12 protein-coding genes are annotated in these 13,073 nt (G+C 71.6%); 6 read left to right on the top strand and 6 right to left on the bottom strand.

The features are described 5' to 3' along the window. Window positions 1-2: 2 nt before the first annotated feature. Complete coding sequence (locus tag FJ694_RS15445; RefSeq protein ID WP_375140220.1) at window positions 3-848, top strand: amidohydrolase family protein; 846 nt, start codon at window positions 3-5, stop codon at window positions 846-848. Continuing rightward, window positions 845-1,837: a Bug family tripartite tricarboxylate transporter substrate binding protein gene (locus FJ694_RS15440; protein ID WP_157268136.1), complete on the top strand. Its 993-nt coding sequence runs from the start codon at window positions 845-847 to the stop codon at window positions 1,835-1,837. The genes FJ694_RS15445 and FJ694_RS15440 overlap by 4 nt, the downstream gene beginning before the upstream one ends. A gap of 323 nt (window positions 1,838-2,160) precedes the next feature. Here the strand turns inward: FJ694_RS15440 and FJ694_RS15435 are convergent, their stop codons facing one another. Further along, a complete protein-coding gene (locus FJ694_RS15435) occupies window positions 2,161-3,165 on the bottom strand; it encodes a Bug family tripartite tricarboxylate transporter substrate binding protein (protein ID WP_157268135.1) in 1,005 nt (334 codons plus the stop codon). A 195-nt stretch (window positions 3,166-3,360) separates the two neighbouring features. Between FJ694_RS15435 and FJ694_RS15430 the strand changes: the two genes are divergently transcribed. The 3 genes from FJ694_RS15430 (at window position 3,361) to FJ694_RS15420 (ending at window position 5,687) form a co-directional block, all read left to right on the top strand. Next, complete coding sequence (locus FJ694_RS15430) at window positions 3,361-4,341, top strand: GlxA family transcriptional regulator (RefSeq protein WP_157268134.1); 981 nt, start codon at window positions 3,361-3,363, stop codon at window positions 4,339-4,341. Window positions 4,342-4,443: 102 nt separating this feature from the next. Further along, window positions 4,444-5,001, top strand: a complete 558-nt coding sequence (locus FJ694_RS15425) for a PilZ domain-containing protein (RefSeq protein ID WP_157268133.1) — start codon at window positions 4,444-4,446, stop codon at window positions 4,999-5,001. Between the two features lie 188 nt (window positions 5,002-5,189). Then, on the top strand, window positions 5,190-5,687 hold the full coding sequence (locus FJ694_RS15420; RefSeq protein WP_157268132.1) for a PilZ domain-containing protein: 498 nt from the start codon (window positions 5,190-5,192) through the stop codon (window positions 5,685-5,687). Here FJ694_RS15420 and FJ694_RS15415 read toward each other — a convergent pair. From FJ694_RS15415 to apbC, 5 genes are all read right to left on the bottom strand, one after another. Further along, the gene (locus FJ694_RS15415; RefSeq protein ID WP_157268167.1) at window positions 5,647-6,240 is read right to left on the bottom strand and encodes a TorD/DmsD family molecular chaperone; all 594 of its coding nucleotides are present in this window, start codon (window positions 6,238-6,240) and stop codon (window positions 5,647-5,649) included. The two genes, FJ694_RS15420 and FJ694_RS15415, sit on opposite strands and share 41 nt — an antisense overlap. A 38-nt stretch (window positions 6,241-6,278) precedes the next feature. Then, window positions 6,279-8,417, bottom strand: a complete 2,139-nt coding sequence (locus tag FJ694_RS15410) for a 4Fe-4S binding protein (RefSeq protein WP_232540051.1) — start codon at window positions 8,415-8,417, stop codon at window positions 6,279-6,281. Continuing rightward, entirely contained in the window at window positions 8,338-9,150 is an 813-nt protein-coding gene (locus FJ694_RS15405) for a DUF3306 domain-containing protein (RefSeq protein WP_157268131.1), read from the bottom strand. The genes FJ694_RS15410 and FJ694_RS15405 overlap by 80 nt, the downstream gene beginning before the upstream one ends. A 93-nt stretch (window positions 9,151-9,243) precedes the next feature. Further along, the gene (locus FJ694_RS15400) at window positions 9,244-9,744 is read right to left on the bottom strand and encodes a DUF3305 domain-containing protein (protein WP_157268130.1); all 501 of its coding nucleotides are present in this window, start codon (window positions 9,742-9,744) and stop codon (window positions 9,244-9,246) included. Between the two features lie 12 nt (window positions 9,745-9,756). Next, window positions 9,757-10,848: an iron-sulfur cluster carrier protein ApbC gene (gene apbC / locus FJ694_RS15395; RefSeq protein WP_157268129.1), complete on the bottom strand. Its 1,092-nt coding sequence runs from the start codon at window positions 10,846-10,848 to the stop codon at window positions 9,757-9,759. A 116-nt stretch (window positions 10,849-10,964) separates the two neighbouring features. Here apbC and metG point away from each other — a divergent pair, with 116 nt between their 5' ends. After that, window positions 10,965-13,061, top strand: a complete 2,097-nt coding sequence (gene metG / locus FJ694_RS15390; protein ID WP_157268128.1) for a methionine--tRNA ligase — start codon at window positions 10,965-10,967, stop codon at window positions 13,059-13,061. Window positions 13,062-13,073: the final 12 nt, after the last annotated feature.

The following is a 13,073-nucleotide window of genomic DNA, read 5'->3' as shown; positions in this document are numbered from 1 at the left end:
CGGTGAGCGAAGCCCTCTCCCCCACGCCCGGCATGCCCGGCGCGACCGGCTGGGACTGCCACGTCCACGTCTTCGACGCCGCCGCGCCGGTGCAGCCCGGCCACTACCGGCCCGCGCACCGGCCGCTGGCCGACATCGAGGCGCTGGCCGGCGCCCACGGCGTGCGCCACCTGGTGCTGGTGCAGCCCAGCGTCTACGGCTGCGACAACGGCGTGATGCTGCGCGCGCTGCGCGAGGCATCCGGCCGGCACCGCGGCGTGGCGGTGGTCGAGGCCGATGTCGGCGACGCGGCGCTGGACGAGCTGCATGCCGCCGGCGTGCGCGGCATCCGCTTCAACCTGGTGTCGCCCGTGGGCCACCAGGGTGACGCCGGCGACGCGCTGCGCGCGCTGGCGCCGCGGCTGCGCGTGCGCGGCTGGCACGTGCAGTGGTACGCCCGAGCCGCTGACCTGGCGCGGCTGGCCGTGCTGCAGGACGAGGCCGGCGTGCCCTTCGTGCTGGACCACCTCGCCGGCCTGCACGCCGCGCTGCCCGCGACCGACCCGGCCTGGCGCGCGGCGGCCGCGCTGGCCGCGGGCGGGGCCTGGATCAAGCTCTCGGGCTGGTACCGGCTGCAGGCCGTGGCGCCCTACGCGGCGCTGGAGCCCGCCATCGCGCGTGCCGCCGAGCTCTTCGGCACGCGCACGCTGTGGGGCTCGGACTGGCCGCACACCAGCTTTTCCCCGGAGGCCCTGCCGGCCTACGAATCGACCCTGGCGCCCGTGCGCCGGGCGCTGGGCGACGCCGCTGCGGCGCGCCTCCTGCGGGACCACGCGCCCGCGCGCTACATGCAGGACTGCTTGCCATGAACAACGACCTTTCCCTGACCCGCCGCCGCTGGCTGGCCCTGTCCGGCGCCGCCGGCACGGCCGCGCTGTGGCCCGGACTCGCCGCCGCGCAGGCCTGGCCGAGCAAGGCGATCCGCTTCGTCGTGCCCTTCGCGCCGGGCGGCAGCTCGGAGATCGTGGCGCGCTCCAGCGCCGTGGAGATGAGCCGGCTGCTGGGCCAGTCGGTGTTCGTGGACAACAAGCCCGGCGCTGCGGGCAACGTCGCCATGGGCGAGGTCGCCCGCGCGGACGACCAGCACACGCTCATCCTCGGCCACATCGGCACGCTGGCCGTGAACCCCTACATCTTCCCGAAGCTGCCTTACGACCCGACCAGGGACTTCAAGCCCGTGAGCCTGCTGGCCAAGGTGCCCAGCCTGTACGTGGTGCACCCGGACCTGCCGGTGAAGAACCTCAAGGAGCTCATCGCGCTGGCCAAGAGCAAGCCGGGCCGCCTGAACTACGGCAGCGCCGGCAACGGCAGCGCCGGCCACCTGGCCATGGAGTACCTCAAGATGGCCAGTGACAGCTTCATGCTGCACGTGCCCTACCGCGGCACCGGCCCGATGCTCACCGACCTGATGGCGGGCCGGCTCGACGCCGCGTCGGTGGGCGCGCCGGCGATCCTGCAGTTCATCAAGGCCGGCAAGCTGCGCTGCATCGCCACCGGCACCGCGCAGCGCATCCCGCAGCTGCCCGACGTGCCCACCGTGGCCGAGCAGGGTTTCCCGGGCTTCGAGATGACGCAGTGGTACGGCCTGCTGGCGCCGGCGAACCTGTCCCAGGCGGCGGTGGAGCGGCTGGCCCCGGCCGCGGCGGCCTCCGTCAAGACGGCCACGGCGCAGGAGCATTTCAAGACCGAGGCCGCCCTCAGCGTGGGCAGCACCCCGGCCGAGTTCGCCGCCTTCATCGCCGCGGAGCAGAAGCGCTGGAAGCCGGTGATCGAGCGGGCGAAGATCAAGCCGGACTGAGCCGGCGCTTTCGCGAGGCTGAACGATTTGCGTCATGCCCGCGCAGGCGCATTGCTGTCCGGGGAAAGTGGAAAGCGATCAGCATCCCGACAGCACGGGCATGGCGCCTACTGCTTCGTCATTCCGGCGAAAGCCGGAATCCACGAATGCCGGGGTGCCTCGCTGGCCGGCGCCGGCACGTGCCCACGTCAGCCGTTCCGCCGCCACGGTGCGCGTGGATTCCGGCTTTCGCCGGAATGACGGATCAGGGTGCGAAGCGTCGTGGCTGCCGGGATGCCATGGGTCGAAGTTCCCCGGACCGCAGTGCGCGAAGGCGGCGTGGCTCAATCCATCGAAATCCCCACCCGCTTGCCCAGCGCCGCGTAGGCCGCCGTCTCGGCCTGCACCTTGGCGGCGAAGGCGGCGGCGTCGGAGAACTGCGGCTCCAGGCCGGCCGCCAGCAGCTTCTCCTTCACTTCGGGCAGCACCAGCACGGCGGCCAGCTCGCGTGCGAGCGCCTGCTGCACCGCCGCGGGCGTGGCGCCGGGCGCGGCCACGCCGTACCAGGCCTCGAAAGTCGCCTTGGGGTATTTCAGCTCCGCCAGCGTGGGCACGTCGGGCAGCAGGCTGGAGCGGGCCGAGTCCACCACCGCCAGCGCGCGCAGCTTGCCCGCCTTGATGTGCGGCGCCGCCGAGGCGATGGTGTCGAAGGCCATGGCGATCTCGCCGCCCACCACCGCCAGCGCCGCCGCGGCGCTGCCCTTGTAGGGAATGGGCAGCAGCTTCACCCCCGCCTCGGCCGAGAAGCGCTCGCCGGCCAGGTGCGGCGCCGAGCCCGGGCCGAAGGTCGGATAGGTCACCTCGCCCGGCTTCGCCTTTGCCAGCGCGATCAGCTCGGCCAGCGACTTCACCGGCGTGGCCGGCCCGGCCACCAGCACCAGCGGCGCGCGCGCCACCATGGCCACCAGCGCCAGGTCCTTCTTCGGGTCGTAGGGCAGCTGGCTCTTGAGCGCCGGCACCACGCTGTAGGTGCTCGAGCCGGACAGCAGCAGCACGTGGCCGTCGCCCGGCGCCTTGGCCACGGCGTCGGCGCCGATGAGCGTGCTGGCGCCGGGCTTGTTGTCGATCACCACCGGCTGGCCCAGCCGCGCGTGCAGCCGCTCTCCCAGGGCACGCGCCACCACGTCGGTGGCGCCCCCGGGCGGGAACGGCACCACCAGCCGGATCGGCTTCGAGGGCCAGGACTGCGCCCGCGCGGGCAGCGCGCCCAGCACGCCGAGCGCGAAGGCACCCGGCAGGCCCAGGCTCAGGGCACGGCGCGCGCGGGAGAAGGAGTCGTCGTGGGACATGGGAAGGCAGGCTTGACCAGGGACAATTCCCGGATTGTCGGCTCTGCCAGGGCCCTGCCTCGCCGCCACGGCGGCCCGCCCGGCGCCCGGCCCGCACCGCCACGCCGCCGCGTCGTGTGAAAATACGTAACCTCAAGTTACACACTTCCTGAAGTCCGAGGCGGCGCGCCCTGCCGCCTTCGGCCCGGCGCGACGATGAACAAGGTTTACTTCCTGGTGCTGCCGCAGGCGCACCTGCTCGACCTGGCGGGCCCGCTGCAGGTCATGGGCACGCTGGCCGAGCTGGGCATCGCGGGCGTGGACATCGAGTGCATCGGACCCGAGCCGCGCCTGCGCAGCTTCCAGGGCGTCGTGCTGGAACGCATTGCGCCCCTGCCCGCGCGGCTGGACGCGCAGGACGTGGTGTTCGTCATCGGCGCCAAGCTCAGCCCCGAGGCCATGGCCGCACCGGCCTGGCAGGCCGCTGCGGCGTGGCTGCGCGAGCGGGCCGCGCCGCCGCACCCGCTGCCCACGGTGGCGGGCGTGTGCACCGGCGCCTTCCTGCTGGGCGACGCCGGGCTGCTCGACGGCCGCGCCTGCACCACGCACCACGAGTTCGTGGCGCAGCTGCGCCGCCGCCATCCGGCGGCGCAGGTGCTGGAGAACCGGCTGTGCGTGCAGGACGGCCGGCTCTGGACCTCGGCCGGCGTGGCCGCGGGCATCGACCTGGCGCTGAGGCTGATCGCGCAGCACTTCGGCGACCACGTCGCGCTGCGCGTGGCGCGCGAGAACGTGGTGCCGCTGCGCCGCTTCAGCGGCGACCCGGCGCTGAGCCCGCGCTTTCGCTGGCGCGAGCACGGCAACCCGCTCGTCCACGCCATGCAGGACGAGATCGCCAACGACCTCTCCCGCCCCTGGACCGGCGAGGCGCTGGCGCGCAGGGCCGGCTTCAGCACCCGGCACCTGGCGCGGCTGTTCAAGACCGAGACCGGCGTGACCATGAAGCGCTACCAGACCGAGCTGCGCATGGACCTGGCGCGCCGGCTGGTCCAGGGCTCGGCGCTGTCGCTGGAGCACATCGCCGAGCGCTGCGGCTTCGGCAGCATGCAGGCCTTCCGCGCCACCTGGAACAAGTTCGAAGGCGAGCCGCCGTCACGCCGGCGCCGCTTGGCGGCGCGGGAAGACGGCGAGGACTGACGCGGCCGCGCCGCGGCGCCGGCTTTGACGGTCACGTAACAACCGCGCGGCGGCCCGGCCGAACAATCGCGGCGCTTTCGAGAACAACCGCACGCCGCCGCCATGTCCGCCTCCACCGACTTCGCCAGCCACGTCCAGTCGGGCGTCGCCGCGCGCCGCCATCCGCGCGCGCGCTTCGCCAGCACGGTGCACCTGCGCCTGCCCGGCGGTCGGCTGGTGGAGGCGCGCACCCAGGACATCAGCCTGGGCGGGCTGCAGCTGGTCGTGCCCGGCAGCATCGCGCCCGGCACGCCGTGCGACGTGCGGCTGCTCGTTCCCGCCATTCCTTTCGGCGTGCGCACCGTCACGGCGCAAGTCGAGGTCGTGAGCCTGGTGTTCAGCGGCAAGGCCGGCGGCTTCGTCATCGGGCTGCGCTTCACCTCGATCCCGGAGGCCTCGACCGCCGCCCTCCAGGCCTATCTGCAGGAGCGCAGCGCCCACAAGGCCTTCGGTGGCGGCAGCGGCGCGGCCGTCCGGCCGCCGGCCCCGGCGCTGCAGCCGGCGCAGCCCGCGGCCGAGCCCCCGTCCGGGGTCGAAACCGGGTCCGGCGACGAAAGCGTCAACGAGACCAGCCACGACAGCGGCCCCGGGACGGCGCCCGCGGCCCAGGCTGCCGCCTGAGCCGGGTGACGGCCCGCCGCGGTGGCCGGCGCGTCGTGCCAACCGGCCCGGAAGCCAACTGCGTCACGGACCACAAAACCTTGACGGGAAACTGAAAGTAACGGGCGGTATAAACACGCCCTCCTGGTTTCCTTTGGCCGGGTGCCGCGCGATGCGGTATCCAGCGGCCGCCCTCCCCTGCCGCCGACATGCCCGCCTCACGTCCCTTCACCGACGTCCGGAACTCGTCCAGCGAGTGCCGGGCGCATGAGCGTGGGCTGATCGCCAGCACGACCCACCTGCTGCTGCACGGGCACCGCATCGTCGAGGCGCGCACGCTGGACCTGAGCGCCGGCGGGCTGCGGGTGGTGGCGCCGGTCAACCTGCCGCTGTACCTGGTGTGCGGCGTGCGGCTGGTGGTGCCGGCCATCCCGAGCGGCGCGCACACCGTCATGGCGCGCACGCAGGTCATGAACATCGTGTTCAGCGGCAAGCAGAACGGCTTCGTGATGGGGCTGCGCTTCACCAGCATCCCGCGCCAGGCACTGGCGGCCATCGAGGCCTACCTGCACGAGAAGTTCACCTACACCAGCTACCTGGCGCGCCGGCGCCGCCCGGCCGGCGCGCCGCCTTCGGCCGCCGACGCCGTGCCGGCGCTGGCGGCGGCTACTCGATCAGGTCAAAGCCCTGTGTTTCCACCTGCATGAAGGCGGCCGTGAAGCTGGCCAGCGCGGCGTAGAGCCGCGCGCGCGGCTGCGCCAGCACGGCGTCGCACAGCTTCTCGACCCAGGGCTGCACGTGGGCGCGGAAAAAGCGGCGCTGCTGCTCCAGGTTGCACACGGCCACGTCGTCGCCGGCGATGAGGAAGCGCATGACCTCGAACACGCAGGCGACGTGGTCCTCGGTCTCGCCGCGCGCGGGGTCGCGCTCCAGGCCCAGGCGCGCCAGGTCGTCGCGCAGCGCCACCAGCGGGCGCTCGTTGAGGAAGCCCGCCACATGGTACGAGCCGTAGGGGAAGACCTCGGGCTTGCCCGTGCCCTCGAACAGCGCCGCGAACTCCTGCGCCGCGCCTTCGGCGCTGCTGGCGCGCATGGCCGCCACCAGCGCCTGCCACGGCGCCTCCAGGAAGCTGCCCGGCTGCGGTGCCTCGGTCACCGCGACGGCGAACTGCTTGAGCAGCGCCTCGTCCGGCGGCGCCCACCACAGCCGCGCCAGCAGCCCGTAAACCTCGGCCCGCGCCAGCTCCTCGGCGTCGTCCATGGTGGCCAGGCTCAGGGCCTGGAGGTCGTCTTGCTTGTTCACAGGTCCGTGATCCGCGTTTCGTTGGGATTGCTGTAGATGTCGATGACGCGGCAGTCGCCGCACATCCTCAGCCGCTGCAGCGCGTCGCCCTGGAACATCGGGTGGCCGGCGAGGCGGCCGAGCATGGCCTCCACCGCCTGCAGCGTGCCGAAGGGTTTCCCGCAGCGGATGCAGCCGTAGGGCTGCGCCTCGTTCAACACGCGCGCCTGCTTGCGCGCCTTGCCCTCGTCGGCCAGCCACAGCCGCGGCTGCAGCGTGATGGCGTCTTCCGGGCAGGTGGTGGCGCACAGCCCGCACTGCACGCAGTTCTTCTCGATGAAGCGCAGCTGCGGCTTGTCGGGGTTGTCGGCCAGTGCCGCCGCCGGGCAGGCGCCCACGCAGCTCAGGCACAGCGTGCAGCGGCCGGTGTCCACCTCGATCGTGCCCAGCGGGCTGGCCGCGGGCAGCGCGATGGCTTCGGGCAGCGCCTGCGGCGCCTGCGCCAGCAGGTGCTCCAGCGCCAGCTCCAGCGTCGCGCGCTTGTCGCTTTGCGCCGCAAACGTCGCGGCCAAGCGCACGCCGGCCGCCGGCGGCGCGCTGCGCAGCGCGGCGTCGAGAGCGGCCAGGTCGCGCGCGTCGCGGGCTTCGAGCAGCTGCACGTGCAACCCGGCATAGCCCAGGCCCTGCAGCAGCGTGTTGGCGATCTCGGCCTGCTCGGCCAAAGCGGTGCGGTACTCGGGCGCCTCCTCGTCGGTGAGCAGCACGAACACCTGCGACGCGCCCTGCGCCTTGGCCGCGAGCCACAGCTCCAGCCCGACGCTGGCCGTGTGCCACAGCTCCACCGGCAGCACGCGCGCCGGCAGGCCGTGAATGCTGGCGTCGGTGCGCGCCGCGCGCCCCAGCTCGCCCAGCAGCTTCGAGCCCGCCCCCTGGCTGTGCAGCAGCAGCGCCGCGTCGCGCCCGCCCGCGCGGGCATAGGTGGTCAGCAGCGTGCGCAGCCGCTTGGCGGTGGTGGGCGCGTCCGGGTAGCTGTAGGCCAGCGCGCCGGTGGGGCAGACCGTGGTGCAGGCGCCGCAGCCCACGCACAGGTGCGGCTCGACGCGGATGCCGCCCGTGGTGCCCAGCTCGCTGGAGACGGCGCGCGCCGAGCAGATCTGCACGCAGGCGTCGCAGCCCACGCGCTCGTTGCGGCTGTGGGCGCAGAGCTTCTGCTTGTACTGGAAGAACTTGGGCTTCTCGAACTCGCCGGTGAGCTCGCGCAGCTTCAGCACGGCGTCGAACAGCTTGGCCGTGTCGGCGCCGGCGTGGAAATAGCCCTGCGGCAAGGCGTGCTGCGTGAAAGCCGGGCTGCTGCGCAGGTCCAGCACCAAATCAAAAGTGTCCGACAGGCTTTCCGGCTGGCGGCTGAAGTCGATCGCGCCGGCCACGGCGCAGGCCTTCACGCAGGCGCGGTGCGAGGTGCAGCGCGACAGGTCCACCTGGTAGTCGAAGCCGATGGCGCCTTCCGGGCACGCATCGACGCAGGCATTGCAGCGCGTGCACAGGTCCAGGTCGATCGGGTTGCCCGCCTCCCAGCGCACCTGGAACGCGCCGAGCCAGCCGCTGAGCTGCGTCACGCGCCCGGCGTGCACCAGGCGCTCGCGCGCCTGCGGCAGCGCGCTGCCCGGCTCGCTCAGCAGCAGGCTCACGTCGAGCTTGTCCGAGAGCATCGCCGCGGCGCGCTCGGCCGCCTCGCCCGCGCCGATGACCAGCAGCCGCCCAGCGCTGCGGTAGCTCACGGTGGGCACCGGGTCGGGGTCGGGCAGCTGCGCGGCGGCGATGAGCGCAGCCATCTTCGGCGTGGCCGCGCGCGCGTCCCTGGACCAGCCGCCGCTCTCGCGCAGGTTGACGAAGCGGATGGGCTGCTCGTCGGCAGGCAGCGCGCCCTCGGTCTGGGCATTGAGCTCCAGGAACAGCCGCTTCTCCTGGGTGCAGGCCACGAGCAGCTGCTCGCCGGCGGACGCGGCCGACTTGGCCGCGCGCTGGAACTGCACCGCCTCGTGGCGGCACAGCAGGTTGTGGACGGTCTGCAGCCCCTCAGCCTGCGGCAGGGCCCGGGCCAGGGCCGGGCCGTCCAGCGGCATGGTGCGGTTGCAGTTGCAGATCAGCGTCTTCATCGGGTGCGGTGGTGTTCAGCAAGGGCGGCTCGGCCGCCGGGTCGGGCCGTGCCGGCGCGGCGGCATCCGCGGCCGCGCCTGGAGGCGGCTCGGACGCGGCGGCAGCGTCGGCCGGCTCGGTCGCGGCGGGCGCGGCCGCCGCGGGGTCGTCGTTCGGTTTCTTGTCCTTGTCCTCTTCGTCGTCGAAGAGGCCCAGCATCTTCGACTGCGCCAGCTGGCGCAGCATCGAAGGCGGGATGGGGTCGGGCTTGCCGTAGTCGTCGATGTAGATGTCGAGACCATCCATCACGTTGAAGTGTGGATCGGAAAACAGCTTGCGCAGCGCGGCGTTCTTCACGTCCGGCGCCACGTCGCGCGCGACGAAGCGTGAGTAATCCGACTCCCGGCCGAGTTCGGCCACGTCGGCCAGCGTAGGCGGGGGTTCCGTATTCCGTTCGCCCTGAGGTATCGAAGGGTGAACGGCCCCTGCCGGAGCGCTGCCATCGCTGCCTGGCGGATTCGCACTTCGGTACCTCAGTGCGAACGGGTCAGGTGCGGCGCCGTCACCCGGGCGGCGCACCAGCCTGTCGGATTCGTCCTTCGATCCGGCCTCAGGCCGGACCCTGCCCTGAGGTATCGAAGGGTCAGGACGAACGGACTGATCTACAGCCGGCGCCGGCTCGGCCGGCTCCACGCCGCGCGCCACCTGCGTCTTGCGCCGCGACCAGCGCGAGAAGAAGCCGTCTTCGGCCATGCGCGTTACTCCTGCTGCGAAGGACGGAAAAAGGGTCCGGAAAGGTCCGGGTGATTCCGGGCAAGGGGCCCGAATGAAGGCGCGTGCGCCGGCTCAGCCGTGACCGCCGCCGCGCCCGCGGTCCTCGGGCCGCTGGAACGAGGCCGGGCGCTGGCGCTTCTTGGGCTCGGGGCGGTAGTGCTCGTCCACCCAGGCCTGCAGCCAGTCGCGCAGTTCGGCCGGCAGCGGCACGTTGTCCACGCGCTCCTGCGCGTCGAGCCAGCGGCCGGCCTCGTTGTAGGACACGCTTACGATCTCGGGCCGCGCCTTCGACGGGTCCTCGTCATCGACGCGCCACATCACGAACCACACCGGCGCGCCGGAGCTGAGGTTGAGGTAGTAGCCCTCGCACTCGTCCTTGAACAGCTCCAGCTCGAAGCCGGGAAAGAGGAAGCGCGCCGTCTTGCCGTCGTCGCGCAGCAGGCGCGGCTCCGGGCCGAAGGCGCCCTCGTCGGGCACGACCTCGGCGATGCGGTGCCGCCAGTCCTCCCAGCGGTTGGGCTGGTGCTCGCGCTCCATCAGGACCGCGACCCGGACCGACGGCCTGTCGCTCATGGCGCCCTCGCCTCAGCTGTTCTTCGAGATGGTGATGGTGGGGAACTTGCTGCTGAAGTCCTTGGCCTTGGCGGCGATCTTGATCGCCACTTGGCGCGCCACGGCCTTGTAGATGCCGGCGATCTCGCCGTCGGGGTCGTTCACCACCGTCGGGCGGCCGCTGTCGGCCTGCTCGCGGATGCCCATGGACAGCGGCAGCGCGCCCAGGTAGTCCACGTTGTACTCGGCGGCCATCTTCTTGCCCCCTTCGGCGCCGAAGATGTGCTCGGCATGGCCGCAGTTGGAGCACACGTGCACGGCCATGTTCTCCACCACGCCCAGGATGGGCACGCCCACCTTCTCGAACATCTTCAGGCCCTTGCGCGCGTCCAGCAGCGCGATGTCCTGCGGCGTGGTCACGATCACGGCGCCGGTCAGCGGCACTTTCTGGCTCAGCGTGAGCTGGATGTCGCCGGTGCCCGGGGGCATGTCCACGATCAGGTAGTCGAGGTCGGTCCAGTTGGTCTGGCGCAGCAGCTGCTCCAGCGCCTGCGTGGCCATCGGGCCGCGCCAGATCATGGGGTTGTCGGCATCGACCAGGAAGCCGATCGACATGACCTGCACGCCGTAGTTCTCCAGCGGCTCCATGGTCTGGCCGTCGGCGCTCTCGGGGCGGCCCTCGATGCCCATCATCATCGGCTGGCTGGGGCCGTAGATGTCGGCGTCCAGGATGCCCACGCGGGCCCCTTCCGCGGCCAGCGCCAGCGCCAGGTTCACGGTGGTGGTGCTCTTGCCCACGCCGCCCTTGCCGGAGGCCACGGCCACGATGTTCTTGACCTTGGGCAGCAGCTGCACGCCGCGCTGCACCGCGTGCGCCGTGATCTCGACGCTGAGGTTGGCACTGACGTTGTCCACGCCGGGCACCGTGCGCGCGGCATTGATCAGCGCGCGGCGCAGCGCCTGCAGCTGGCTCTTGGCCGGGTAGCCCAGCACCACGTCGAAGCTGACGTCGCCGTCTTCCACGCGCAGGTTCTTGAGCTGGCGGGTGGTGACGAAGTCACGGCCCGTGTTGGGGTCGGTGACGGTCTTGAGCGCGTCCAGCAGCGCGGCTTCGGTTACGGCCATGAAAGTGAGTCTCGGGCAGGGGGTTTTTGGAACGGCGCGCAGTCTAGCCCAGGGGGGGTGACCTTGACGGGCGGCCTAGAATCTGGATTTGCCACGCGCGCGAGCCAGAGACCCTGATGACACGCCCCCGCCAGCTCTTCGTCACCACCGCCCTGCCCTACGCCAACGGCGCCTTCCACATCGGCCACATCATGGAGTACATCCAGGCCGACATCTGGGTGCGCTATCAGCGCATGCGCGGCCAGCAGGTGCATTTCGTGGGCGCCGACGACGCCCACGGCGCGCCGATCATGATCGCCGCCGAGAAGGTCGGCAAAACCCCGCAGCAGTTCGTCGCCGAGATCGCCGCCGGGCGCAAGCAGTACCTCGACGGCTTCCACATCGCCTTCGACCACTGGCACTCCACCGACGCGCCGGAGAACCACGAGCTCGCGCAGGACATCTACCGCGCGCTGCGCCGCGAGGGCCTGATCGCCATCCGCAACATCGAGCAGTTCTTCGACCCCGTGAAGTCGATGTTCCTGCCCGACCGCTACATCAAGGGCGAGTGTCCGCGCTGCGCTGCCAAGGACCAGTACGGCGACTCCTGCGAGGTCTGCGGCGCGGTCTACGCCCCCACCGAGCTCAAGAACCCGTACTCCACGCTCACCGGCGCCACGCCGGTGATGAAAAGCTCCGAGCACCACTTCTTCCAGCTCTCCTCGCCGCGCTGCCTGGACTTCCTGCAGCAGTGGACGCAGGCCTCGGGACGGCTGCAACCCGAGGTGCTCAACAAGATCAAGGAATGGTTCGCGGCCGACGACGAGGGCCACGTGGGCCTGTCGGACTGGGACATCAGCCGCGACGCGCCCTACTTCGGCATCGAGATCCCCGACGCCCCGGGCAAGTATTTCTACGTCTGGCTCGACGCTCCTGTCGGCTACCTGGCCTCGCTCAAGGCCTGGTTCGACCGCGGCGGGCCGAAGGCGCGCTACGGCGAGGAGCGCAGCTTCGAGGAGTTCATGACCGACCCGGCGGTGGAGCAGTACCACTTCATCGGCAAGGACATCACGTACTTCCACACCCTGTTCTGGCCGGCGATGCTGCATTTCAGCGGCCGCAAGGTGCCGGACAACGTGTTCGTGCACGGCTTCATCACCGTCAGCGGCGAGAAGATGAGCAAGTCGCGCGGCACCGGCATCAGCCCGCTGAAGTACCTCGAGATCGGCATGAATGCCGAGTGGCTGCGCTACTACATCGCCGCCAAGCTCAACGCCAGGGTCGAGGACGTGGACTTCAACCCCGAGGACTTCGTCGCCCGGGTGAACTCCGACCTGGTGGGCAAGTACGTCAACATCGCCAGCCGCGCCGCGGGCTTCATCGCCAAGCGCTTCGACGGGCTGCTCAGCGCCGACCTGGGCGTCGAAGGCAGCGCGCTGCTGGAGGGCCTGCGCGCCGGCTGCGCCGACATCGAGCGCCTCTACGAGGAGCGCGAGTTCGGCAAGGCGGTGCGCGAGATCATGGCGCTGGCCGACCGCGTCAACGCCTACGTGGACCAGCACAAGCCCTGGGACCTGGCCAAGAAGCCCGAGATGGCCGCCGCGCTGCACGACGTGTGCAGCACCTGCATCGAGGCGTTCCGGCTGCTGACCATCTACCTCAAGCCCGTGCTGCCGGCGCTCGCCGCCCAGGTGGAAGAGTTCCTGCAGGTCGAGCCGCTGACCTTCGCCGACGCGCAGCGCGCCCTGGGCGCACACCGCATCGGTGCCTACAAGCACCTGATGCAGCGCGTCGATCCGAAGCTGCTGGACACGCTGTTCGAGCCGCCCGCGGCGGCCGCCGCGCCGGCCGCCGAGGACAAGCCCGAGCTGCCCGGCGGCGAGGCCATCGCGCCGACCATCGGCATCGAGGACTTCACCAAGATCGACCTGCGCATCGCCCGCATCGTCGAGGCGCGCCGGGTCGAGGGCAGCACCAAGCTGCTGCAGCTCACGCTGGACGTGGGCGAAGGCCGCACCCGTAACGTCTTCAGCGGCATCCAGTCGGCCTACGCGCCGGAGCAGCTGGTGGGCAAGCTCACCGTGATGGTCGCCAACCTGGCGCCGCGCAAGATGAAGTTCGGCGTGAGCGAGGGCATGGTGCTGGCGGCCAGCCATGGCGACGAGAAGGCGCAGCCCGGCATCCACATCCTGGAACCCTGGCCCGGCGCGCAGCCCGGCATGCGGGTGCGCTGACATGGCGCGGCG

Source organism: Azohydromonas aeria (assembly GCF_009760915.1).
GTDB lineage: Bacteria > Pseudomonadota > Gammaproteobacteria > Burkholderiales > Burkholderiaceae_C > Azohydromonas > Azohydromonas aeria.
Note: the sequence above shows the minus strand (reverse complement) of the source record. Positions and strands in the feature narration are given on the sequence as shown.